We start from the raw sequence: 24,490 nt of genomic DNA on the forward strand, positions 1-24,490 counted from the left end.
GATGAACATGAGTATTAGAGAAATTATAGATAAAAAGGAAAAAGAATCGATTTCAAAAGAAGTTTTATATGATCTTCCAGAATGGTTTGGCATGCCAGAAAGCACGCAGGAATATGTCGATGATGCGATGGATAAGCCGTTTCTAGCTTGTTTTGTAGAGGATAAGCTCGCAGGATATGTTGTGTTGAATGCTACGAGTGAGGATTGTGCAGATATTTTTGTGATGGGAGTCAAAAAGGAATTTCACCGCAAAGGAATCGGCCAAAAATTAAATGAGGCGTATGAACAACTAGCCAGGAAATTAGGGTACACTTATTCTCAAGTGAAGACTGTGAAAATGGGACATTACGAGCAGTATGATCGCACGAATCTTTTTTATAAGGCGATGGGGTATAAGGAGTTAGAATGCTTCCCGACATTGTGGGATGAATGGAATCCGTGTCAAATCTATATTAAATATTTAGGGGAATGAAGCGGAAGATTACAACAGAAAATAGGACACAGAGGAGAATTCGATGAAAGTAAAGAAGATTGGTATCGTCAGTTTGTCTAGCGGAATTTTAGGGGAGAGTTTCATTCAACATGAACTCAATCTTGGGAAGAAACGATTAGAAGAATATGGGATAGAAGTTGTATTTTTACCTCATGCATTAAAAGGGCTAGAATTTATAAAGCAACATCCCGAATGTAGAGCGCAAGACTTACTAACCGCTTTTCAGGATGATTCGATAGATATGATTTTATGTGCCATTGGTGGAGATGATACGTACCGACTACTCCCTTATTTATTTGAACAAGACGCGCTTAAAAAGGTTGCCAAGCAAAATATCTTTCTAGGTTTCTCAGATACGACCATCAATCATTTGATGTTGCATAAGGTGGGCATTCGCAGTTTCTATGGGCAAGCGTTTTTGCCAGATGTGTGTGAACTTTCGAAGGAAATGCTTTCGTATACAAAATCGTATTTTGAGGAATTACTGACAACGGGAAGAATTAAAGAAATCAGGCCGAGCGACATCTGGGTTCAAGAAAGAGAAGACTTTAGTGAAAAAGGACTAGGGGTTTCGATGCCAAGTTTTCCAAATCACGGGTTTGAGTTGCTTTCAGGGGCTGCTCAGTTTAAAGGGCAAATCCTAGGAGGGTGTTTGGAATCCATGTCGGAATGTCTCGAAAATTCAAGTTATGAGGATATGGTTCGCCTCGTGCAGCAGTATCAACTATTTCCTACTTTAGAAGAATGGAAAGGAAAAATTTTGCTTCTAGAGACGAGTGAAGAACAACCGACTCCTGAACACTTCCAAAAGATGATTCAAACGCTAGAACGCTACGGACTTTTTGATGTGGTGTCTGGTGTGCTTGTTGGAAAACCACAAAATGAAACTTACTATGATGAGTATAAAGAGATTCTTCTGTCAGAATTAGGGGAGAAGCAGCTACCCATTGTCTACAATATCAATGTTGGACATGCGACACCTCGTTGTATTATTCCTTTTGGGATTGAAGCTCAAGTGGATGTAGACGACCAATTGATTCGTTTTATCTATGAATAATAAAATTACAGAACTGAGAGTAATGAAGCAGACTCAAATGCGGAAGAGGAGTCTGCTTTCATTTTTTTAAAACAGTCCCCAAGATGTATTTACTGACAAATGGGAATAGAAATGCCATAATGAGGAGAATTCTAATAAATTTAGGTATTGGATGAAATCGCTACTGTATAGGGAATCCGAACCTGAGGACTAAAACTCTTATGGAAAAGGAGTAAATATGGAAACAAAAAGATGTGATTGGGCTAACCAAAGTCTACTTGAACAAAAATATCATGATGAAAAGTGGGGAATCCCTATCTTTGACGATAAGGAATTATTTAAGATGCTTTGTTTAGAAGGGATGCAAGCAGGCCTTAGTTGGTCTACGATCCTTCAAAAAATGGAAGGGTTGTGTAAAGCCTTTGATAACTTTGATCCAGACATTGTGGTGAACTATGATGAAGACAAGGAAGCTGAGCTCCTTCAAAATAAAGAAATCATCCGAAATCGATTGAAAGTAAAATCTGTTGCGAACAACGCCAAAGCTTACTTTAAGATATGTGAAGAGTTTGGGTCGTTTAGCGACTATTTATGGGGATTTGTCAATCATACCCCAATCATCAATTCTTGGAAATCCATAACAGAAGTCCCCGCAAAAACGGAGCTTTCGGACGAAATCAGTAAAGATTTGAAGAAAAGAGGCTTTAAATTTATTGGCTCTACTATTATTTATGCATTTATGCAATCGGTAGGGATGGTAAATGACCACCTTCTGGACTGTGAGTTTAGAAGGGTAGGGAAGAATTAAAATTTATTTTGAATAGGAGAAAGGTGAAGGAGAAACATGAAAAAAATCGCTGCAAACGAGTTTAAAGAATTATACCAAACAAGTGAAATCACGGTGTTAGATGTACGAGAAAAGGAAGAATTTCAAGACGGACATATTCCAACAGCAAAGAACTATCCTCTAAGTACGTTGGAACAAGAGTATGCAACATTAAATCCAGAGCAAAAATACTACGTTATCTGCCAAGGGGGCATGCGTTCAGCAAGGGCTTGTCAATTTTTGGAAGAAAAAGGCTTTGACGTGACGAATGTTGAAGGTGGCATGAATCAGTGGCAAGCTTAAAGAAAACGACCGAAGTTCAACTAGAGCCATTTAACAAAAGCTTTCTGCAAGAGATTTGGAAGATTGGTTTTTCTACGGATCAACCAGAGTGGACGAAGTGGAACGCACCGTATTTTAATGATTATCGCAAGTTTGACGATGCCAAAAGTTTTGAAGCGAGCTTGGTTGCGAACTTTTTAATGAGCGAAGATTGCCGATGTATTGTCGCTGGAGGCCTGCCTGTGGGGATGGTTTCAAAAACATGGGTGGATGAAGCTACTCGCTGGCTAGAAATTGGGATTGTGATTTATGACGATCAGTTGTGGGGCGAGGGAATTGCAACGAACGCGCTGACGAAGTGGGTGGATGCTATTTTCCAAGAAATCGATGCGCTCGAACATATTGGCCTGACGACTTGGAGTGGGAACAGCGCGATGATGGCCGTTGCTGAGAAATTAGGGTTCCTAAAAGAAGGTCAAATCCGTAAAGTCCGTTACTATCAAGGACAGTATTATGACAGCGTAAAATATGGAATTTTACGCGAAGAGTGGACTACAAGAGCATAACAATAAAGAAAGAGACTGATTACGCGAATCAGTCTCTTTTAATATGCAAGTAGTGATTATTTTCCAGGAGTTTTTGGATCTAAGCCAAATGATTGTTCTAAAATTGGTCTTAAGCTATTAATCGTATCGGCTGTACCTTCTATTGCAAGCGCGTATACTTTCTCGCCTTTTTGAACGACCCATTCGTACATGTATTTACCATCAGAGAATGCAATTTTCATTAAGTAGGCATCCTCTCCAGCAAATTTAGCTCTTGAGCCTTGTAGACTAGTCTGTTGTTTGTCATTTTGCCAGTGGTCATACAAACGATTCGCAATTAACTCTGCGCCAAAGGTTTCTCCGTTAGCAAGTTTGACAGAGTCTTTAGTGTAGGAGTTCATTGATAATACATTGTATTTATCTGGTGAAGAAAACTGGAATTGAGAACCAGTATTTTTATCTTGGTATGCGACCCAATCTTTAGGAACATTGACATAACCAGATGCTTCACGGCCAACGCGTTGAGTATCTGAAAGTGAAACTTCTTTAGTAGTAGAAGAAGCGCCAGCAGTTGTTGTTGGAGCAGTTGTAGTAGGTGTAGCCGTAGTTTCTTTAGCGACTTCAGTAGTTGGTGTTGCAACAGTATCTATTGCTTTCTTTTCTCCGTTCCCGCAAGCCGCTACCATTAATGCGGATAGAAGCGTTACAGAACTTAATAAAATTTTGTTTTTCATAATAATTAATCCCCTTCATTTAGTTCAGATTTTTGATTATTGTCCAGGAGTTTTTGCCTCTAAGCTCCAAGTCTGTTCGATCACAGGTCTTAAAGCATTAAGCATATCCTCAGAACCTTCGACTTCGATGGCGTATATTATCTCACCTTTTTGGAAAAACCAACAGAGGTAGTATTTACCATCTGTAAATAGGACTTTAAGTAAGAAAGCCTCCTCGCCAGCGAATTTGGCTTTTACACCTTTTATTTGGTCGACTTCTTTTGAGTTTTTAAACTTAGCGTATGTACGATTAGCCATTAACTCAGCACCAAATGTTTCACCGCTTCCAAGTTCTACTTTATCTTTAGTGAAATTGTATAGTGCCACAGCATTATACTGATCTGGTGAAACATATTGTACTTTATTTTCGCTATTCTTGGTCCAGTCTTTAGGGATATTGAGATAACCAGTATCCGCATTTCCGATACGTTGAGTGTCTGCAAGTGAGATTTCTTTTACGTTAGAAGACTGAGCAGTTGTTGTAGTCGTTACAGTTGCCGTTGTATTTGCTTGGGTTGTTGGCGCTGCGGTTGTCTCCGTTGCATTCTTTTCGCCGTTCCCGCAAGCCGCTACCATTAACGCAGATAGAAGCGTTACGGAACCTAATAAAATTTTGTTTTTCAAGATAGTTGTTCTCCTCAACAGATTTATTATATTTGTATTATATCACGGTACGGATTGAATTTAAATAAAAAACATTTTACAAAAGATGAGGATAGATAGGGGATAACAAAAGAGACTAATCGCGTGGACTAGTCTCTTTTAGGTTGCTAGTGATTATTTTCCAGGATTCTTAGGATCTAGACCCCAAGTTTGTTCGATAAGTGAAATCATCGTTACAATCGTCTTTTTGTCTCCTTCAAAAGAAGCGGTATAGACTTTATCCCCTTTTTCAAAAATCCAAGTAAAGTAGTATTTTCCATCTTTCATTAAGAGTTGTAAGAGGTAAGCATCCATTCCGGATACTTTTGTTTTAGTACCTTGGATTTTATCAACATTTTGTTGACCACTCCAGTTAGCCGCTAGACGATTGGCAATCATCTCTGCTCCCCAAGTTTCTCCTTCACCAGGTTTTGCTTGATCTTGAGTGAATCCATTTAATGTAATAATGTTGTACCCATCGAGTGCTGAGTACTGGAATTGTGGGCCACCATTCACATCTTTAAAGTTGACCCAATCTTTAGGAACATTGACGTATCCAGCGTCGTCTCGTCCAACACGTTGAGTGTCGTTGAGTGAGATTTCTTTTTCTTCTGAAGAAGCTCCAGTTGTTGTCGGCGCTTGAGTGGTTGCTTGCGTGGTTGTTTCTTTAACAGCTTCCGTTGTTTGTACGGTCGTCGTTTCTTTTGTTTCTTTAGTAGAGTTACCGCATGCTGCAAACACAAGTGCAGAAAGAACAGTAACAGAGCCTAATAAGATTTTGTTTTTCATCGTTACACTCCTAAAATATGAATTTATAGCATTAGTGTATCATTTTTTAAGATTTTTTAAAAGTTCAGACATTAGTTTATTTGCTTTGATAAAAGTTAGCCCTAACCATTAGAGAGGAAATAAGATAACAGCTTATTTCAATAGATGGTATAATAGAACTACGATTAATGATGAGGTGAGACTTATGCACCTGTTAAAAATTATCCTATTTGTTATCGGGATAACCTTTTGCCTTTTTGGATATCTCATCTTGTTCAAAAAGCAGTATAGTCTCATCAATGATTTCAAAGCACGGAAGAAGGCGGGGAGCCAAAAGGATACAGATGCGATTCGAGTTGGGCAAGTTGAGTTAATCCTAGGTGTTGGATTTCTTGTACTATTTGTGTTATTAATGATATTTACGTAGAGGAATACTATAGAAAGTGAGTTTGGCAGTGAAGGAATTAGCATTAACATTAGAAGATACGCAGTGGGAGCAGACGACGATTACGCATGATCGAAAAATTGTGCGAGCCATTGTGGTAGACGAAGAGGGGTATTTTTACTTCGTGCGGGTACACCGCGATGATATCTTCGGGAATGGCGTTTTTATTGAAACAGCTGGCGGAGGTGTAGAAGAAGGAGAGTCAACAGAAGAAGCCATCCACCGGGAACTAAAGGAAGAACTGGGGGTCAAGGTAGAAATCCTTTGTACAATTGGTCTAGTTAGCGACTACTATAATCAGATTCATCGTCATAATGTAAATCATTACTATCTTTGCCAGATCAAGTCTTTCGGAGAAACCGATATGACTCCAGAAGAACAAGAGGAATTTCAATTGTCGACATTAAAGATGACTTATGAAGAGGCCGTTTCTGAGTATCAAAAGTGTGCTTCTAAACCATGGGGAGTCCTTCTTGCAAACCGCGAATTACCCGTTCTTGAGTGGGCAAGGAAATGGTTAAGTGGCGTAAAATAAAATGAAAAGAAGAAAAAGTAATCATAGTAGGGGAAGCCTATTCATGGTTACTTTTTTTATCGATTATTTTCTTAATAAAATCACAAATTCAACTTGTAACTACCAGTTGGTTTTGCTATATTAAAGGTGCATATAAATCGGTAAACAATAAGGTTAGGGATTGTTTTAGGTTTTGTTGCAAACGCTTACTAAAAATAAAACGAAAGGAAGTCGAAAATCTTATGGGTAAGAGATTTTTTGATAAAAAATGTAAGTACAGTATTCGCAAATTTTCAGTAGGAGTCGCTTCAGTAATGATTGGGGCTACTTTTTTTGCATCTCCGGTTGCTTTAGCAGCAGAGGTCGAAGGGGAACCAAGCACCGAAAATGGGGCTATTAGTGAGGCACCTTCCTTAAACCAATTGCCGGACGAAGTATTAAAAGCGATTGAAAAGGCAGAAAAAGAGGGGCAAGCAAACAAAGCGGAAGAGGAAGCTGCCGCTACTCCAAAAGAAGGAACGGCCGCATCTGAGACCGGGAAAACTCAACCCTCAAAAGAAGAAACAGCTAAGCCAACTGAAGCAGAAGCGACAACCGTTGCAACGCAGGCTAAACCAACGGAAGAGGTAACTGCTACAGAAGCTCCAACGACAACGACACCGAATACAGCAACAGAAGCAACAACGAAGCCACGTGAAGTAAATGGAACGGTGGAGAAAGCCGACCAATTTACAGCAGATAAGCCAGCAACGAAAGCAGAAATCGATGCGGCAAAAAAAGAAGTGACGAAAAAGGAATATACTGTATTCCCAACACCACAAAAGGTCACTTATGGAGAAGGGGTAACTGCACTAGAAGGGAAAGTAAATCTGGTATTTAGCGATAGTTTAGATATCTATACACGTAATCGTGCAAAAGAAATTTTACAAGCGAATCAAGTTTCTTATACAACAAGTGAAAAAGAAGCAGAAGGATATACGAATATCTTCCTAGGGGTTCATGGGGAATCTTCACTAGCTGAAAAAGAAGTTCAAGATGTTTCAAAAAATTTATACAATAAAATTGATGCCTATGTTTTACAAGTCAAAAACAATAAAATATCCATTGTCGGAAAAGACACAGACGCGGTGTTCTTTGGCCTTACAACCTTGAAACACATGCTCAAAGATTCACCAACTCCTGTTCTTCGTGATGTGACGGTAGAAGACTATGCCGAAGCGAAGAATCGTGGGTTTATTGAAGGATATTATGGCAATCCTTGGACGAAGGAAAACCGCGAAGATTTAATGAAATATGGTGGCGACTTAAAATTAACGCAATACTACTTCGCACCAAAAGACGATCCATATCACAACAAAAAGTGGCGCGACTTATACCCAGAGGAAAAACTAGCAGAAATTCGGGACTTAGCTCGTGTCGGAAATGAAACGAAGACACGCTATGTATGGACAATCCATCCATTCATGCATAACAAAATGCGCTTTGAAAACGACGAGAAATATAAAGAAGATCTTTCTGTCATCAAAAATAAATTTACACAATTACTCGATGCAGGGGTTCGTGAATTTGGGGTGCTTGCCGATGATGCGGCTTGGCCAGTCGGTGGATACAATAGCTATATCCGTTTAATGCGTGATTTGACAGATTGGTTAACGGAAAAACAAAAAACATATAGCGGTCTTCGTAAAGATATGATTTTTGTGCCTGCTTGGTATATGGGACAAGGGACAGAGGATGAACTTCGTACACTAAACGAACACCTTCCAGAAACAGTCCATTTAACATTGACAGGTGGGAAAGTATGGGGAGCTGTGGATCAAACTTTCTTAACGAACTTGAAACGAAATTTGACAGAAGGTGGAAAGAAATATCGTCCAATTCACTTCTGGATTAACTGGCCATGTAATGACAATACAAAACAACACTTAATTCTTGGTGGCGGAGAAAAATTCTTGCATCCAAATGTTGATTTGTCGCTTTCAAATGGAATTATGCTGAATCCAATGCAACAATCAGAAGCTTCCAAAGTAGCACTCTTTGATATGGCTCAATACGGCTGGAAGCAATGGAGAAGTGCACAAGAAGCAGAACAAATTAATGACACCGCCTTTAACTATGTGGTCAATGGTAATTTTAAAGACAGTGAAGTTTCCAAAGCCTTCCGCGAACTTGGAAAACATATGCGAAACCAAAACAGACCTCCTCATGTTACAAAATTAGAAGAGTCAGTAGAACTTGCACCTAAATTGACCGCCTTTTATAACAAATTGAAGTCAGGTCAAAACTTGGATGTAGAAAGAAAAGAATTAAAAGAAATTTTTGCCCAATTGAAAGCTGACGCAATTCTTCTAAAAGAAAAAGCAGATAAGAAACTTATTCACCAAATTCACTATTGGTTAGACAATACAGTAGATCAAATGAATGCGCTCGAAGCCCTATTAACGGCAACAGAAGGACTGGCAGAAAAGAATGATGCGAAAGTGTGGGATAACTACTACGCAGGATTGAAGCATTATGACCAATCCATTAGTTATGCATTCTTCTATGTAGATCACTATGAACGTGCTGAATTTGGCGTTCAACATATTCGCCCGTTTATTAATAATCTCAAAGAATATTTAGCAACGCATATTCAGACGATGCTTCGCCCAGACAAACTGGTAACTACATTTATTACAAACCGTGCGGGTGCTGAAGGCGGACTTGCTGAAGTCACAGACGGAGATTACGATACACATGTAATTGTGAAGACGACAACCGTAATTGAACGAGATGACTATGTGGGATTACGTTTCAACAAAGCGATTAAGATTCATACGCTCGGATTTGCTACAGGAACCAAGACGGCCGATAACTACACATTCGGTAATGCCGTTGTTGAATATCAAAATGAGCAAGGGGATTGGGTAGCGCTCACGACTCCAGCCTATACAGGTAGAGAGCGTACCCTTGAATTCAATAATCTGGATATTACTGCACAAGCCGTTCGGATGCGTGCAACTGCTAAAAAGGATAATGCTTGGCTTGCCATGCGCGAAATCGCCGTCAATCGACCACTAGAAACGGGTAGCAAGAAGGTAAAAGCAAATATCACTTTAAGTTCTAATCTAGTATATAAATATGGAACTAGTGTCGTTCAAATGCAAGATGGAAATGCGACAACAGAATCTATGATGGCACATGCAAACCAAACCAATGTCACCCCAGAAAATGCTTGGGTACAAATGGATTTAGGGGCTGCTAAAGCTATCAAACGAGTACACCTTGTTCAAGGAGAACGCGACAAGTTAGCAGCGGGTGTCATCGAATATTCGACAGACGGAACTAATTGGACGACGCTTCAAACATTAGCTGGAGAAAGAACGAGTGATATTATCAAAGAATTTACAGCGCAATTTGTGCGTGTTCGCAATACACAAACCTTGAATAAATGGTGGAGAATCGCGGACTTCACGGTAGATGTTTTCACTCCAAATACGGATTTGACCGTTACAAGTGTGGATAGCTTGAAGGAAACGCCAGTCGCTGATAGCCGTGGACGTTATGAAATGACATTACCTCAAGGAACCAATATTCCAGCAAATGGATATCTTGGAATGAAATTAGACCGCCTACATGAAGCTTCTTCGATTACTCTGGAAGATGCAGGAGAAACAGGATTAACACTAGAGTACTCTGCCAATGAAGTCGAATGGTATCGTGCAGACGAATTGCCAGAACATACCTTCGTTCGTTATGTTCGTCTCGTGAATAAGACGGATAAAGACCAAGCACTTCCTGCTGGTAAGTTAATTGTGAAGACAAAAGAAGTGGAACCAACCGAACTTCAATCAACCACAATGGGCATCCACCAATATTATGGAGCAAATGACGTACGTCGCATTCACAATATAGGTCAATTATTTGATGGAGATTACAACAATTTCGTTGAGTTTTCCGATTATCAACGTAAAAATGGTGAAATCGTGATGAAACTCGGTACCACTCGTCAAGTGAAGAAGATTCGTGCATACATCCAAGATGCGGAACGGAATTATTTACGAGATGGTAAGATCCAAGTCAGTGAAGATGGTAAGAACTGGACCGATGTGGTTACAGTGGGTGACGGGGTCGAAAATGAAATTCGTGACAACTCTCTAACGGATGGTTGGACACATGATGCGGCTAAACCTGGAAACCGTTATATTGAAGGAGTTCTGGATAAACCAGTTACTGCTAAGTTTATGCGTGTGCTCTTTACAGCGGATTATAATGCACGTTTCTTAGGCTTTAGCGAAATCGAAATCAATGATGGTGAGTTTATCAATCCTGAAAATAATCCTACAGTGACAGGAAGTGGAACAGAAGACAAAGATAACTTGAAGAAACATTTAACGGATGGAAATGTATTAACTAGTTATGCGACAACAGAGAATAAGGGAGAACTGGTTTACCACTTATCAGAAGAAACGGCTGTAAATCACGTTCGTTTAATTGCAGATGTCCCAGAAGGAACCACTGTAAAAGTCAAAGTGCGTACATTGAATGAAGCAGGAGAATCTGTGTGGAAAGAACTGGGCAAAGTAAAATCTAGCTTCCAAACATTTGCACTTCCAGGAGAAAATCCACGAATTCTTGACGTGAAAGTTTCTTGGGAAGGTGGACCTGCAGAGTTCTACGAATTATCAACCTTTACTAAAGAAGTCACTCCAGATGAAATTCAACAGCCTGAACCAGACAAACCAGTAACGCCATTAACGCCAATTGATTCGACTGTCGCTAAACGAGAGTTGAAAGACGAGGCTACAGGTGTGATGATTTCGGGGTCAACTACCGCCTTAGAACCAGTGAAAGACTTAGCAGTTCAAAAGGTTCTTGATCAAACATTGGATGGCAAAAAATATGATGCGTATGATATTCGTTTAGGAGGAAAGGCAGGTGGCTTTGTTCAGCCAAATGGAACAGTTGCTGTGACGGTTCCAGTGAAAGCTGATGCTGAAGTAGAAACGATTTACTACATTACTCCTGAAAAACGATTGGAAGCTCTAGCATCTACTCAAAAAGATGGAAAAGTAACCTTTAATACGACTCACTTCAGTGTTTACGCAGTTGTGTATAAAGGAGCCGTGGCTGTAGCGAACCCAACAGCACCGACAACACCAACGGCACCGACGAGTCCAACATCGCCAGTAACGCCGTGGACTCCTACAACTCCTTCTACACCTCCAGCAGTAGCTTCCGGAGAACCAGGTAGAACGACTCCAGCAGGTGAAAAACCAGTTGCTAAACCTGAAACCGTCAATGGAGCTGTTGCAAATCAACTTCCAGCTACTGGAACAAGCGATGCAAACACTTCTCTCTTTGTCGCAAGTTTAGCGCTTGCTCTTGGAACATTGTTCTATAAAAAAGGGAAAGAAGAAGCGTAATCTCAAAAAGTAAGACAGTAAGAGAAAAGACCTAGCTGAAAAAGCTAGGTCTTTTCATATAGATTCAGAAAACATCTTCGCAAGGTATATTTTGTAATGGGATAACTCAAAAATAAGTCAAAACCACTATTGTATTCGAGTTGAGGGAGGTCTATACTGAAATTAAATAGGGAGTTTTTAATAAAGTATATTAGGGGGAATTAGGGTGAAGATTCATTCGAATTGGAAATTGGGGTTATTGATTCTGGCTGGTGTTTCTTTAGCAGCATGTGGGGGGCATAAAGAAGAGGCGAAGTCAACGACAGAGACGGAAGTGAAAGTCACGACCGTTGAAGCAACGACAGTGGCACCTGCTAAATTACCAGATTCTTTGCTTCCTTTTAAGAAGGAGAAACAATTGGTATTGGGAGAACTGGATAAACTGGAGCGTTCTACGTCAGCACATATTCAACTGAATATTAAAGATAAGCCAAAAGCCAAGAGAGAACCAAAAATTAGTGTGGATCCAGTTGGATGGCATAATTATAAGATGCCGATTGATGATTCGGGGAGTGGGAAAGAAGCATGGCTTATGAATCGCGGTCATTTAGTTGGATATCAATTCAGCGGACTAGATAACGAGTTGCGTAATTTAACACCGATGACAGCCTTATTAAATACGGGAAGCTTGTCTGACAAGGATTCCGCAAATCAAACTGCAATGTTGTTCTATGAGAATAATCTTGCGGATTGGATTAATGCGCATCCGAATGATTGGTTAGATTATAAAGTAACGCCAATCTACCAAGGGGATGAATTGATTCCACGTCAAGTTGAATTGCAGTATGCGGGAATAAAAAGTGATGGAACTTTGATGAAGATTTCTTTTGGGACCAAACAAGAGAAAACAGATGATGATGGTGTAACTCATGTAATTCTGGAGAATACATCACCAAATGCAAAAATTGACTATGCAACGGGGAATGCGGAACCATTATTTGCTAAGAAGAAAGTTGAAACTACTGTTGCTCAGACAGAAGTGGTGACTGAAACGACGGTAAATCAAGAAGAGTATATTACAGTCTATGTAGCTAAAAAAGGTAAGTCAGATGTTTATTGGTACTATAAGGAAAACATGCCAGCAAACACAAACAAAAAGAATGTTGTAGAAATGACAGAGGCAGAAGCAAAACGCCAGGGGAAAGTTCATACGTCTAAAGAAAAGAGATACAGACCATAAGTATAATGAGCGCCACACAAATTGAGTGGCGCTCATTTCATTTAATCTTCCTTCACTAAATACCCTAATTTATCAAGGGCATCTTCGATATAGTCGAGGTCTTGTTGGTTTTCAGCCTCAACTAGATGATAATGTATGCCGTCTGTTAAGGATGACAGAGGGCGAAAGTCTTCTTGATGGATTTGTTCCAAGAAGTGTTGGACGTCGCGGCGACAGGTCAGTTTCACAAGTGTCTGAATTTCACCGTAGACTGGATGGTCGATTTGAATATTTTGGACACGACCTCCATTATCGACAATCGCTAACAGTTCGGCTTCAATAGCCTCGGTATCGTGTTTGACTTTGAAGAGACGATGAACGTACGGCGAGCTCTCTTGTTCCTTGTAGACATATCCACGATTGGTCGAGAGAATCGTTGCCCCATCAGCACGAAGAAGCGCGATGTCTTGAACGATAATTTGTCGGGTAACGTGGAAATGTTCCGCTAAGCTTTGACCATTGAGCGGTTTTGGAGCTCCTTTCAAGAGTTTTAATAACTCTGCTTTTCTTTCTTTTGGCATAGTAGACCTCTTTTAACGTCTTTTTTGTAAAACTTTATACACCACTAGTGCTAATTCATAGTCTACCATACTGTGAATCACTGTACCAAATCCGACTAGGACGAAGAGGACGTAAAACATGCTTTGAAGATCTGTCCCTGAAACCGAGTAGAAGAGCACACATGCCAATACTTCACCAACTGCGTGAATAAGCGCAAGGACGAAGTTGAAAATCCAGGATGCTTTGCGGTTTTCAAGCGTCTTTGGATGCTTTTGTAAGAAAAAGGCCCCCAGTGTCGCAAAGAGAATATGTGACAACGCACGGAAGACAATCACGAGCGGATAAGCACCAGAGATAAAGAACCCGTATGAGGAACCAAGAACGACGAAGATGGCCATCCACGGATTGATAAACATTGCAATAAAAATTGCAACGTGGCTTCCGAGGGTATATGAAGCTGGTGGAATCACCAATTTCAGTGGCATCGCGATAGGAATAAAAATAGCAATCGCGGTTAATAGTGCGGTAAGTGTCATAAAACGAACATTTTTCATCAGAATAAAACTCCTTTTTATTTACTGTATATACAGTAGTATAGTTCTGTGTATACAATAAATCAATAGCAAAAACTCCCTTTTCAAAAATAAATGAAAAGGAAATCTCGATACGAGATTATTTTTCGCTTATATTCCGCTCATAATTCGCTTGATTCTTTCGAAAAATATCAGTACAATAAAGAAAAGAGAGGTGAGAGGGATGCAAGCGAATTTTCAAATCACAGAGAAGATGTTAGGGCTAGTACACAATATTGCAGAACTTCTGACAACCTATTCCATCGAGAAACGTCCGCTATTATTACGTAAGGAGAATCGAATTCGCTCGATTCAGTCCTCGCTAGCAATTGAAAATAATAGTTTGACACTTGAACAAGTGACAGATATTATCGAGGGTCACAGGGTGCTTGGATCACCAAAGGATATTCATGAGGTGCAAAATGCGTATGAGGCATATGAACGGGTCTTTTCGATGGATCCGTATAGTGTGGAGGATTTCTTGGAGGCACACCGGTTGTTAACACACGGTCTTGTGAAACATCCCGGGCATTTTCGCTTGAGTGATGTCGGTGTTTATGATGCCAGTGGACGACTGGTTCACATAGGCGCACGTCCGCAATTTGTTCCAGGTCTTGTGGAAGAGTTATTCTCCTGGGCAAAGAATAGTCAGCTGTTGGATTTGGTGAAATCATGTCTCGTTCATTTTGAACTGGAGATGATCCATCCATTTGAAGACGGAAATGGTCGTATGGGGCGATTGTGGCAAAGTTTGATTTTGAGTCGTTGGAATCCGCTATTCGAATGGCTTCCGATTGAGTCTGTGATTCATGCGCATCAGCAAGGGTATTATGATGCGCTCGCTATCAGTAACAAGGAGAATGACGCAACGGTCTTTGTTGAGTTTATGCTTGAAGTGATTTTGGAAACATTGGAAGAGGTGAAAGTGCAAGACCGTATCGAAGAAGAAAATACGGAGTATATCGTTTTGCAATCCTTAAAACCAAAAGAGCGAGAAGTCTTTGAACAAGTAAAGGCCTATCTTGAACAGTATGGGAATATCGGTAATCAGCAAGTACAAGAACTCACAGGGCTCAGTGCCGCAACCGTTCGACGCTACTTATCGTTGTTTGTCAAAGTTGGATTGCTGACTTCTAGCGGAAGTACGAAAGGAAAGTTATATTCATTAGATTCTATTTAGATTCAAACTGTCTCCTCATAAGTTCATTTCATAAAAACACCCTGAAAGTCAGATCTTTTGTTTAACTTTTAGGTGCGTTTCATTATACTAGGTCTTTCTTAGAACTGGTGACGGTTAACGGAGGGGACATCGTATAAAGGGTTTATTTAACGGAGCAGCCTATCCGTCACTGCAACAATTAAAAAAAACAATGAAAAAGGAACCTCGATAAAAGGTTCCTTTTCGCATCTATTGTCTTTTAAAGTGAATACGTAGCCTATTAGAATTAATTTTTTAAAGCGTATATTTGATTTTTAATATACAACTCCATCTCATTAAATGCCTCATCTGTAATCTTTCCATTTTTTTGTTTGGCTAAATATAAATAAAATTGGACAGGTTCTGGTTCGTCCAGTTCAATTAAATGAATATGGTCCAGTTTTAAGAAGTCAACGAGAAGTCCAATAGTGTTTTTTTGTTGGATAAAGTTTTCGAATCCTTGAATATCGCTAACTTCGGCCAATATATTTGGGATGATTCCGTATGAATTCATAAATTTCCAGAATACTTCATGATGAATAAAATGTTCATTAAAGAGGATAAATTTCTCGTTTTCTACTTGTGAGAGATGAACGTGAGAAGCTTTTGATAGCGGATGTTTTTTAGAAACGGCTAATTTAAACGGGAAAGTTGCGATTTTTTTCAAATCAATTTGGCTGCTAAAAACTTCTTTACTCGTTCCGAATAAAGCAATATCTAATTTATTCGAAATGATTTTCTTTGTGATTTCTTTAGAGCCATCTTCTAATAAGCCGATTTCAGTTTTGAAAATCTCTTCTAGCGATGAAATATGTTTTGTTAAATCGAAGAAACGCGAAAGAGCTGCGGTAATCCCGATTTTAATACGTCCATCATGAGTGTTCTTTACAGCTGTTATTCCCATGTCCAGTTGTTGTAGAGCATTGAGTGAATACTTTCTAAAAAGTTCGCCTTCTTTAGTAAGAGACACATCTGTATGAGATTGGTTTCGTAGGATAAGCTTCACACCGAGATCTTCTTCTAATGATTTAATGGCGTAGCTGACAGTAGGTTGACTGACTTTGAAAGTTAAAGCTACTTTTGAAAAAGATTTTAAACGGCATAGAGCATTAAAGTATTTGAGTTGTTGAAGTTTCATCAGTAAGACTCCTCATATTTAAAAAAATTATAACACATCCTCTATTTGACTATGCTAAAAGGGAATCTTTAAAATGTCAATAGGGAGCACAGGATGGGGAGATAGAGTTTATTGGTGATAAACTTTTTTGTCTCCGTTTTTTTATGCTCTTAAACAAAGCGTCAATGGCAATGAAACGCCATTTTGCAGATGACTATTTTATAGGAGGAATCACCATGCGTGGACACCAAATTTTAAATGACCCTTTTAAAAATAAAGGGACAGCATTTACACAAGAAGAACGTCAAGAATTAGGATTGGTAGGATTATTACCACCTTACGTTCAAACGTTAGAAGAACAAGCAGCGCAAACATATGCGCATATGCACCAAAAAGGGAGTGACCTTGAAAAACGTCTTTTCTTAATGGAAATTTTCAATACAAATCGTACGTTATTTTATTACTTATTCTCACAACATTTAGAAGAATTTAATCCAATCGTGTATGATCCAACGATTGCGGACACTATCGAAAACTACAGTGAACTTTTTGTGGACCCTCAATATGCGGCTTACTTAGATATTAATCACCCAGAAAATATTGAAACAACATTGAAAAACGCTGCAGGAGACCGTGAGATTCGTTTAATCGTCGTAACTGATGCGGAAGGAATTCTTGGAATTGGTGACTGGGGTACAAACGGTGTAGATATTTCTGTAGGGAAATTAATGGTCTATACAGGCGCGGCTGGCATCGATCCAGCAAGTGTTCTGCCTTTAGTGATTGATGCCGGTACAAATCGTCAAAGTCTATTAGAAGATCCTAACTATTTAGGAAACCGTCATGAGCGTGTTCGTGGGGACCGTTACTATGCGTTTATTGACCAATTTGTTGAAACGGCAGAGCGCCTTTTCCCTAAATTATACTTACACTGGGAAGACTTCGGACGTGGCAACGCGGCCAATATTTTAAACAAATACAAAACTCAAATTCCAACCTTCAATGATGATATCCAAGGAACAGGAATTGTAACTCTTGGTGGGGTGTTTGCCTCAATGGATATTGCGGGTGAAAAACTAACAGATCAAGTGTACTTATGCTACGGTGGTGGTACTGCAGGGGCAGGGATTGCTTCTCGTGTCCTTCGTGAAATGGTTGTCGACGGTCTAAGCGAAGAAGAAGCCTATAAACGTTTCTTCATGGTGGATAAACAAGGATTGTTATTCGATGATATGGACGATTTAACACCTGAACAACGACCATTTGCGAAAAAACGTAGCGATTTTGCTAACGCAGATAAATTAACAGATTTATTAGAAGTAGTGAAAACTGTGAAACCAACCATCTTAGTGGGAACTTCAACTCAACCGAATACATTTACAAAAGAAGTTGTAGAAGCGATGTGTGAAAATGCAGAACGTCCTGTCATCTTCCCATTGTCTAACCCAACAAAATTAGCAGAAGCAACAGCAAAAGATATCATTGAATGGTCTAACGGAAAAGCATTTGTTGCAACAGGAATTCCTTCAGATGATGTTGAGTTCAACGGAGTAAACTACGTAATTGGTCAAGCAAACAATGCGTTGATTTATCCTGGTCTTGGATTAGGAATGTTGGCTTCGGAGGCGAGTCTATTAACCGATGAAATGATTGGTGCAGCAGCTCATGCTGTAAATGGCATCGTTGATATTACAAAACCAGGAGCACCAGTATTACCGCCGTTCAAATACGTCAATGAAGTATCATTGAAAGTGGCAACAGCTGTAGCTAAAAAAGCACAGGAACAAGGCTTAGCTCGCGCTGCTGAACAAGATATGGAAAAAGCAGTTCGTGAATTTAGATGGACACCAAAATATTAGGAGGCGATGTAGATGTTATTTTTAACATCTCTTGAGTCCATTGTTCCAATTATTGCACTAATTGTGCTTGGATACTTCTTACAAGTAAAAGGCTTGTTCCATAATGATTTTGGCAATGATTTATCTAAACTCATTATGAATGTAGCAATGCCAGTATCGATTTTTGTTTCCGTGTTAAAATATTTAACACTAGAAAAATTGATGAGCTTGTCTGGAGGACTCATCTATACGTTTATAGCTTTTGCACTTGGATATATGGTTGCCTTCTTAAGTGTCAAAGCCTTTAAAGTGGCTCCAGGTCGAAGAGGGACTGTCATTAATACATTTGTCAATGCAAATACAATTTTTATTGGCTTGCCGTTAAATGTTGCATTATTTGGGGATGATGCATTAGCATACTTCTTGATTTACTATATTACGAATACAATTTCCACTTGGACATTAGGTGTCTTTTTAATGACAAGTGATAGTAAAGATGGAAAGAAAAAACAAAAATCGCATTTTGATTGGAAGAGATTACTTCCAGCTCCATTACTTGGATTTATTGTCTCTGTAGTATTTTTAGTAATCAATGTTCCACTCCCAAGTTTTGTGTCTAGTACATTGGGATATATAGGAGGGTTAACAACTCCGCTTTCACTCGTGTATATCGGAATAGTGTTAGCTAAAGCAGGTATCAAAACGATTCAATTTGATAAGGATAGTATGGTAGCGCTAATAGGTCGATTTATTGTTGCGCCTGTATTAATGTTTCTAGTTTTGAAATTAATGGCGCCTAGTATGGTAAATGCAGAATATCAAACCTTTATGATTCAGTCTGCTACACCAGCCTTAGCGGTATTGCCAATCTTAGCAAACCAAGGAGATGGAGATGTCGAATTCTCAACGAATATCGTGACTTTAAGTACAGTTCTATTTGTTATTGTCATCCCAATTCTTCAAACCATTATTGGATAACTGGGTTTCCCGGCTAAAATGCTGGGACCCTTTTTTTTATGGGCAAAAGATTCCTTGTAGTCAGAGTTTTCTTGAAAAAAACGGTATTGTACTATACTATTAGAAGGTAGAAATTCAAAGAGCGAGGAGCTTATTATGAAACAAAAATTCGGAATTATTTTAGCGGCAGGTAAAGGAACTCGTATGAAATCTTCCCTTTACAAAGTAATGCATCCCGTTTGCGGAAAACCAATGGTAGAGCACGTTGTAGACCAAGTTGAAAAAACTGGAGCAACAGAAATCGTAGCGATTGTTGGACATGGTGCTGAAATGGTGCAAAACCACCTTGGAGACCGTGTTTCTTATGCCGTCCAAGCAGAACAATTAGGAACAGGACATGCTGTTTTGCAAGCAGAATCTCTCTTACAAGGAAAAGAAGGCACAACGATTGTCATCTGTGGAGATACTCCATTATTAACAAGCGAAACTCTTTCAGCGTTAATGGAGGAGCATGAACGCACAGGGGCTAAGGCAACGATCCTTACAGCGATTGCCCAAGATCCAACAGGATACGGCCGCGTAATTCGCGATAAAGACGGTTCTGTTCTTAAAAATATAGAACAAAAAGATGCAACTCCTGAAGAACAACAAGTGAAAGAAATCAATACAGGGACTTACTGCTTTGATAACGTAGCTCTTTTCAGCGCTCTACACGAAGTTGGAAACGACAACGCTCAAGGTGAATACTACTTACCAGATGTATTAGAAATCTTGAAGAAACGTGGAGAAGTCGTTTCTGCGTACCCAATGAAAGATTTCGACGAAGGAATGGGCGTCAACGACCGTGTAGCTCTTTCAAAAGCGGAGAAATACATGCGCCTTCGTATCAACGAAGAACATATGCGTAATGGGGTTACTTTAATTGATCCGGAAGCAACTTATATCGAATCAACCGTTCAAATCGGTGCGGACACTGTGATTGAACCAGGTGTTGTCTTAAAAGGGAAAACAGTCATCGGATCAAACTGTTTCATCGGAGCACACAGCGTGGTTCGTGATAGCATTCTTGAAGACGGCGTTCGTCTGGTAGCAGCGAACATCGAAGAATCTCATATGAAAGTTGACAGCAATGCAGGTCCATTTGCACACTTACGTCCAAATTCTGTATTAGGCGAACGTGTTCATGTGGGGAATTTTGTGGAAGTGAAGAACTCAACGCTTGGTGCAGATACGAAAGTAGGGCACTTAACGTATGTCGGAGATGCAGACCTTGGAAAAGACATCAATGTAGGTTGTGGAACAGTGTTTGTAAATTACGACGGAAAAAATAAACACCGTGCAACAATTGGAGACCATGTATTCATTGGATGTAATGCGAATATCGTAGCTCCTGTAACAGTTGGAGATGACGTGTTCATTGCTGCGGGTTCAACCATTACCCAAGATGTTCCAAATGGAGCATTAGCCATTGCTCGTAGTCGTCAAGTGAACAAAGAGGATTACGCTTCAAAATTACCATCAGGAAAAAAAGATTAAAAAATTTTTTGAAAAAAGTTTATCAAAATTATTCAAATATTAGGCAAAAAACTGTATTATAGAACTATAAAATAAACTTCGGGGGTTATCATTGTGGAACATTATTCCGATCCTAATTTAAAAATATTCGCTTTAAGCTCAAATCGTCCTTTAGCAGAAAAAATCGCTGAAGAAGTAGGTTTAGAACTTGGTAAAGTGTCTGTGACACAATTCAGTGATGGAGAAATTAAAATCAACATCGATGAAAGTGTTCGTGGATGCCATGTTTACATCGTTCAATCAACTTCTTATCCAGTAAATGATAACTTAATGGAATTATTAATTATGGTAGATGCTTTGCGCCGTGCAAGTGCAAAAACAATTAATATTGTAATTCCTTACTACGGATATGCTCGTCAAGACCGTAAAGCACAATCTCGTGAACCAATTACCGCAAAATTAGTTGCGAACATGATTACTCAAGCGGGAGCAGATCGTGTGTTAACACTTGATTTACATGCTGCTCAAATTCAAGGCTTCTTCGATATTCCAGTGGATCACTTATTAGGAGCTCCACTACTTGCAAACCATTTCTTAGAAAATAACTTTAAAGACAAAGATATCGTTGTTGTTTCTCCTGACCATGGTGGAGTAACTCGTGCTCGTAAAATGGCTGAGTTCTTACACGCTCCTATCGCGATTGTGGATAAACGTCGTCCAAAAGCAAACGTGGCAGAAGTGATGAATATCATCGGGGAAGTCAAAGGGAAAGTTGCCGTATTAATCGACGATATGATTGATACAGCTGGAACCATTACTCTTGCAGCACAAGCGATTAAAGATGCAGGTGCGGAAGAAGTATATGCTTGCTGTACGCACGCTGTATTATCTGGGCCAGCGCTAGAGCGTATTAACGACTCAGTGATTAAAGAAGTAGTTGTAACAGACTCCATCGAAGTGCCTGCAGAAAAAACAGGTGGAAAAATTGTTCAAATCAGCGTGGACCAATTAATGGCGGAAGCAATTCGTCGTATTCACGAAAACCGTTCAGTGAGTCCGTTGTTTATTGAGAAATTTACTATTTTAGATTAATAAAGAATTGTTAAAATAAATGAGCCGAGGCTAGGGTCTCGGCTCGTTTTTCTATATACTGAACCAAAGGAGGCTATAATGGAGAAAGAAAAAAGAAACCGTTCAGGATGGATATTTTTGATTTCTTTTATAGGGTTGATTCTGACGATGGTATTTTTACATGAAAAGAATCCAGATATTCCTTATTTTGAAGGGAAGAGTCTTATTGAAAATGGTATTTTGTTCTTTTTTTCATTGGGGACTCTTGGAGGATTTTTTCTAATGAGTGTAGATTATTGGAAATCAACTATAAAGAATGTAGCCATCCTCAAGGCCAAAGAAAAAACGCCCGAAGCGCTCGAAGAATATTATCAAATAAAAGCAAAGGCCATTTTTAAAGTAGGGATTTCGATAGGAATCGCATCTCTAATAGTAGGAATCTTATCACACTTTATCCCTGAGTTATTCGTTATTGCGGAAGCGACTTTATTATTTGGGTTAGTCATCTGTTTGTTGTCGCTAGTCCCTAGATCGCTAGCAAAACAAATTTTAAAACAGAGTCAAAAATAGTATCGAGGTGATAATGCATGGATAAGAAGAGAAGAAATGCTTGGAGATTGTTTTTGATAGGAATGGCACCTCAAGTGCTTACTTATATTATGGTTTTATTACCTCATTATGAGTATGGTGGAGGATATGGTGCTGCGTTCATCGTGTTCATCCTGTTCCCTATCGGATTGATGTTAGTAGGCATTAGTTTCTTACAGTTTTTAAGGATTTCAATTGCTGAAAAATCATTAAAACACACAGGTTGGATAATGTTATTTATTCTTCTCTGGACTACTTTTGTTATTTTAAATGTATCCGGCGTTATTCAGTTACCGTCAAATACAATACCTATTAAGTAAGGGAAAGAAAATTATGGAAATTGAAAAATTAAAGAAGACCGCAAATAACTTGATGTGGTTTGGGTTATTAACGCAATGGATTTTGTTGTTTTCCCCTATTACGAGGAGAGTTGGCATGGGAATTGGAATGGGGCTCATTTTATTAGTCTTACCATTTTTAATTCTAAGCGTTATTCTCAGTCTTTTATTGTTCTTGTACATTTCGTATGAAGAAAAATCGTTTAAAAATACGTGGGGACAACTACTCATTATGAGCTTGTGGTTAGGGTATGAAGCATTACTTTACACACAAGCCATCGGGTAAAAACAGGAAAAATCTTTTATAATCCAACAATAGAATCATGAGAAGATGATAGGGATGTTACGTAAGTGGGCTAATGGATTTATGTGGACAGCGTGGGTGTTTGTCTTTACAACAATGTTGCTAATGGGTTCGTATATCCTACCCTCTAGTAATGAATTCAGAGTGATGACTCTGGGATTAATTATTGCGGGGATCCTCTTTTTGATTACCTTTCTTTTGTTTTCATGGATTACGATTCAGAAAAAATCATTTGCAGAAACAGGATGGCAATTAGCTTTGACCGGAGGATTTCTCGTCGCCTATGTACTCGTTCTGATAAAAATCATTCTCTAAGAGGAAACAAATAGCGATGACCATCGGCGGGACCTTCTGGATGGGGTTGAATTATTGGAGAAAAACACGTCAGGAACTTGTAAAGTTGCAATATACATCGGTTACACCTGAAACGATTGAAGATTATTACAGAGCAATTGCAAAGGCTGTTCGTAAGGTCGGTGTTTCTGTCATTATTTTTGCATTCATGCTCGGTGTGTTTTCGCAGTTCAATAGCGTTTTTGAAGTGATTGGGTTGGTGGTGTTCTTATTTGGAATTGCCATTTGTTTCTTGTCGCTAGCTCCAAAATCGCTTGCCAAACAAATTCAGAAACAAACTATTCGATAATGTTGGAGGTTTTGAATGAAACTAGAGAAAACAAAGAATATCGCAGAAGTCTTGATGTGGATCGGGTTAGTGCCACAATGGATTTTCATGACCAGTCGTGGCGTTCCAGGAGGGCTATTGATTGCCATCTTCATTATGCCGATTTTCATGATCATGACGTTTGTGAGTTTCTTGATGTATGTTTTAATTGCGGTAGAAGAAAAATCGGTTAAAGACACTTGGTGGCAGCTACTGCTCACAGGCGCTTGGAGTACCTTTTTGTTATTGTTATTCACGGGAGTAATTAGATTTTGATAAAAAAGGTTTAGGAGGAAGAGGTTAATGGAAGCACGACGTTTTGAAAAACAACCAGGGTTATTAAAAATGCATAAAGTCGCTACTGTCTTGATGTGGATTTCATGGGTCCTAGTTTTCTTTACGATGTTAGCGATGGAAAACTATTTTTTACCAGATGGTCGAATGCTCCTTTTTATGCTGTATATTCTAGCAGTGGCGGCAGTGGAGGGCCTTCTCAGTTTCTCATTGTTTAGTTGGATTTCGTTTAAACTAAAAACAGTGAACGAAACGGGATGGCAGTTACTCTTAACGGGTGGATTTCTCATTACGTACTTGCTGCTTTCGATGAGACTCTTTTATTAAGAGGAAACAAATGCAAGTTGACGCGGGTTATGGTACAATAATCCGGCAAGAAATAAGTGAACATAGCGCACGAGTCGCACTCACTATGGGGGTTGCAGCTCGTGTTTTTAGATGGATAGTGGTAATCGTAAGGGATGTTCTTGTTAATCAGTGACTTCTTTACGATTATCACTATAAATACGTAACGAAGATTTGCCAAGATGCGAATCAAATTGAAAAAGG

The 24,490-nt window shown here is 39.3% G+C and carries 26 protein-coding genes and 2 pseudogenes; 22 read left to right on the forward strand and 6 right to left on the reverse strand.

Annotated elements, in window-relative coordinates:
- Nucleotide 1: 1 nt before the first annotated feature.
- The 5 genes from NQ540_RS01445 (at nt 2) to NQ540_RS01465 (ending at nt 3,203) form a co-directional block, all read left to right on the forward strand.
- Entirely contained in the window at nt 2–472 is a 471-nt protein-coding gene (locus NQ540_RS01445) for a GNAT family N-acetyltransferase (protein ID WP_005607575.1), read from the forward strand.
- A 43-nt stretch (nt 473–515) separates the two neighbouring features.
- On the forward strand, nt 516–1,550 hold the full coding sequence (locus tag NQ540_RS01450) for a S66 family peptidase (protein WP_005607573.1): 1,035 nt from the start codon (nt 516–518) through the stop codon (nt 1,548–1,550).
- A 217-nt stretch (nt 1,551–1,767) separates the two neighbouring features.
- Nucleotides 1,768–2,337: a DNA-3-methyladenine glycosylase I gene (locus NQ540_RS01455; protein ID WP_005607572.1), complete on the forward strand. Its 570-nt coding sequence runs from the start codon at nt 1,768–1,770 to the stop codon at nt 2,335–2,337.
- A 36-nt stretch (nt 2,338–2,373) separates the two neighbouring features.
- Nucleotides 2,374–2,658 (forward strand): rhodanese-like domain-containing protein, encoded by a 285-nt coding sequence (locus tag NQ540_RS01460; RefSeq protein WP_005607569.1) that lies wholly within the window; start codon nt 2,374–2,376, stop codon nt 2,656–2,658.
- Nucleotides 2,646–3,203, forward strand: coding sequence for a GNAT family N-acetyltransferase (locus NQ540_RS01465; protein ID WP_005607567.1), 558 nt, complete (start codon nt 2,646–2,648; stop codon nt 3,201–3,203). Before NQ540_RS01460 ends, NQ540_RS01465 begins: the two co-directional genes overlap by 13 nt.
- 56 nt (nt 3,204–3,259) lie before the next feature.
- Here the strand turns inward: NQ540_RS01465 and NQ540_RS01470 are convergent, their stop codons facing one another.
- The 3 genes from NQ540_RS01470 to NQ540_RS01480 all read right to left on the reverse strand — a co-directional run bounded on the left by NQ540_RS01470 (nt 3,260) and on the right by NQ540_RS01480 (nt 5,386).
- Nucleotides 3,260–3,916, reverse strand: a complete 657-nt coding sequence (locus NQ540_RS01470) for a hypothetical protein (RefSeq protein WP_005607566.1) — start codon at nt 3,914–3,916, stop codon at nt 3,260–3,262.
- A 36-nt stretch (nt 3,917–3,952) separates the two neighbouring features.
- The gene (locus tag NQ540_RS01475) at nt 3,953–4,579 is read right to left on the reverse strand and encodes a hypothetical protein (RefSeq protein WP_039849236.1); all 627 of its coding nucleotides are present in this window, start codon (nt 4,577–4,579) and stop codon (nt 3,953–3,955) included.
- A 153-nt stretch (nt 4,580–4,732) separates the two neighbouring features.
- Entirely contained in the window at nt 4,733–5,386 is a 654-nt protein-coding gene (locus NQ540_RS01480; protein WP_005607561.1) for a hypothetical protein, read from the reverse strand.
- Between the two features lie 434 nt (nt 5,387–5,820).
- Here NQ540_RS01480 and NQ540_RS01485 point away from each other — a divergent pair, with 434 nt between their 5' ends.
- The 5 genes and pseudogenes from NQ540_RS01485 to NQ540_RS01505 all read left to right on the forward strand — a co-directional run bounded on the left by NQ540_RS01485 (nt 5,821) and on the right by NQ540_RS01505 (nt 12,948).
- Nucleotides 5,821–6,345, forward strand: a complete 525-nt coding sequence (locus tag NQ540_RS01485) for an NUDIX domain-containing protein (protein ID WP_039849283.1) — start codon at nt 5,821–5,823, stop codon at nt 6,343–6,345.
- A gap of 221 nt (nt 6,346–6,566) precedes the next feature.
- Nucleotides 6,567–6,674, forward strand: a pseudogene (locus NQ540_RS09755) (YSIRK-type signal peptide-containing protein); the annotation flags it as partial.
- Between the two features lie 261 nt (nt 6,675–6,935).
- Nucleotides 6,936–11,033: pseudogene (locus tag NQ540_RS01495) on the forward strand (beta-N-acetylglucosaminidase domain-containing protein); the annotation flags it as partial.
- 84 nt (nt 11,034–11,117) lie between these two features.
- On the forward strand, nt 11,118–11,729 hold the full coding sequence (locus NQ540_RS09760) for an LPXTG cell wall anchor domain-containing protein (protein ID WP_223429390.1): 612 nt from the start codon (nt 11,118–11,120) through the stop codon (nt 11,727–11,729).
- A 205-nt stretch (nt 11,730–11,934) separates the two neighbouring features.
- Nucleotides 11,935–12,948, forward strand: coding sequence for a DNA/RNA non-specific endonuclease (locus NQ540_RS01505; protein WP_005607553.1), 1,014 nt, complete (start codon nt 11,935–11,937; stop codon nt 12,946–12,948).
- A gap of 41 nt (nt 12,949–12,989) precedes the next feature.
- Here the strand turns inward: NQ540_RS01505 and NQ540_RS01510 are convergent, their stop codons facing one another.
- Together NQ540_RS01510 and NQ540_RS01515 are read right to left on the reverse strand one after the other, a co-directional pair.
- Entirely contained in the window at nt 12,990–13,508 is a 519-nt protein-coding gene (locus NQ540_RS01510; protein WP_005607551.1) for a transcription repressor NadR, read from the reverse strand.
- Between the two features lie 12 nt (nt 13,509–13,520).
- Nucleotides 13,521–14,042 carry a hypothetical protein gene (locus tag NQ540_RS01515; RefSeq protein WP_005607549.1) on the reverse strand — a complete coding sequence of 174 codons (522 nt, stop codon included), beginning with the start codon at nt 14,040–14,042 and terminating at the stop codon, nt 13,521–13,523.
- A 202-nt stretch (nt 14,043–14,244) separates the two neighbouring features.
- On the opposite strand from NQ540_RS01515, the gene NQ540_RS01520 reads away from it, so the two are divergent.
- Nucleotides 14,245–15,240, forward strand: a complete 996-nt coding sequence (locus tag NQ540_RS01520; protein ID WP_005607547.1) for a Fic family protein — start codon at nt 14,245–14,247, stop codon at nt 15,238–15,240.
- A gap of 265 nt (nt 15,241–15,505) precedes the next feature.
- On the opposite strand, the gene NQ540_RS01525 is transcribed toward NQ540_RS01520, so the two are convergent.
- Nucleotides 15,506–16,396 (reverse strand): LysR family transcriptional regulator, encoded by an 891-nt coding sequence (locus tag NQ540_RS01525; protein WP_005607546.1) that lies wholly within the window; start codon nt 16,394–16,396, stop codon nt 15,506–15,508.
- 215 nt (nt 16,397–16,611) lie between these two features.
- Here NQ540_RS01525 and NQ540_RS01530 point away from each other — a divergent pair, with 215 nt between their 5' ends.
- The 11 genes from NQ540_RS01530 (at nt 16,612) to NQ540_RS01580 (ending at nt 24,268) form a co-directional block, all read left to right on the forward strand.
- Nucleotides 16,612–18,234 carry a malolactic enzyme gene (locus NQ540_RS01530; protein WP_039849235.1) on the forward strand — a complete coding sequence of 541 codons (1,623 nt, stop codon included), beginning with the start codon at nt 16,612–16,614 and terminating at the stop codon, nt 18,232–18,234.
- 12 nt (nt 18,235–18,246) lie between these two features.
- Entirely contained in the window at nt 18,247–19,191 is a 945-nt protein-coding gene (locus NQ540_RS01535) for an AEC family transporter (protein ID WP_005607542.1), read from the forward strand.
- A gap of 135 nt (nt 19,192–19,326) precedes the next feature.
- A complete protein-coding gene (gene glmU / locus NQ540_RS01540) occupies nt 19,327–20,706 on the forward strand; it encodes a bifunctional UDP-N-acetylglucosamine diphosphorylase/glucosamine-1-phosphate N-acetyltransferase GlmU (protein WP_005607540.1) in 1,380 nt (459 codons plus the stop codon).
- Between the two features lie 90 nt (nt 20,707–20,796).
- Nucleotides 20,797–21,777: a ribose-phosphate diphosphokinase gene (locus NQ540_RS01545; protein ID WP_168160709.1), complete on the forward strand. Its 981-nt coding sequence runs from the start codon at nt 20,797–20,799 to the stop codon at nt 21,775–21,777.
- A gap of 78 nt (nt 21,778–21,855) precedes the next feature.
- Entirely contained in the window at nt 21,856–22,326 is a 471-nt protein-coding gene (locus tag NQ540_RS01550; RefSeq protein WP_005607536.1) for a hypothetical protein, read from the forward strand.
- Nucleotides 22,327–22,343: 17 nt separating this feature from the next.
- Nucleotides 22,344–22,664: a hypothetical protein gene (locus NQ540_RS01555; RefSeq protein WP_005607534.1), complete on the forward strand. Its 321-nt coding sequence runs from the start codon at nt 22,344–22,346 to the stop codon at nt 22,662–22,664.
- A gap of 13 nt (nt 22,665–22,677) precedes the next feature.
- Nucleotides 22,678–22,968: a hypothetical protein gene (locus NQ540_RS01560; RefSeq protein ID WP_005607532.1), complete on the forward strand. Its 291-nt coding sequence runs from the start codon at nt 22,678–22,680 to the stop codon at nt 22,966–22,968.
- A gap of 54 nt (nt 22,969–23,022) precedes the next feature.
- Nucleotides 23,023–23,301: a hypothetical protein gene (locus NQ540_RS01565; RefSeq protein ID WP_039849233.1), complete on the forward strand. Its 279-nt coding sequence runs from the start codon at nt 23,023–23,025 to the stop codon at nt 23,299–23,301.
- A 16-nt stretch (nt 23,302–23,317) separates the two neighbouring features.
- Entirely contained in the window at nt 23,318–23,629 is a 312-nt protein-coding gene (locus tag NQ540_RS01570; RefSeq protein ID WP_005607526.1) for a hypothetical protein, read from the forward strand.
- Nucleotides 23,630–23,644: 15 nt separating this feature from the next.
- Nucleotides 23,645–23,923 carry a hypothetical protein gene (locus tag NQ540_RS01575; RefSeq protein WP_005607525.1) on the forward strand — a complete coding sequence of 93 codons (279 nt, stop codon included), beginning with the start codon at nt 23,645–23,647 and terminating at the stop codon, nt 23,921–23,923.
- 27 nt (nt 23,924–23,950) lie between these two features.
- Nucleotides 23,951–24,268: a hypothetical protein gene (locus NQ540_RS01580; protein WP_005607524.1), complete on the forward strand. Its 318-nt coding sequence runs from the start codon at nt 23,951–23,953 to the stop codon at nt 24,266–24,268.
- Nucleotides 24,269–24,490: the final 222 nt, after the last annotated feature.

This window comes from Granulicatella adiacens ATCC 49175 (assembly GCF_025150565.1).
Classification (GTDB): domain Bacteria; phylum Bacillota; class Bacilli; order Lactobacillales; family Aerococcaceae; genus Granulicatella; species Granulicatella adiacens.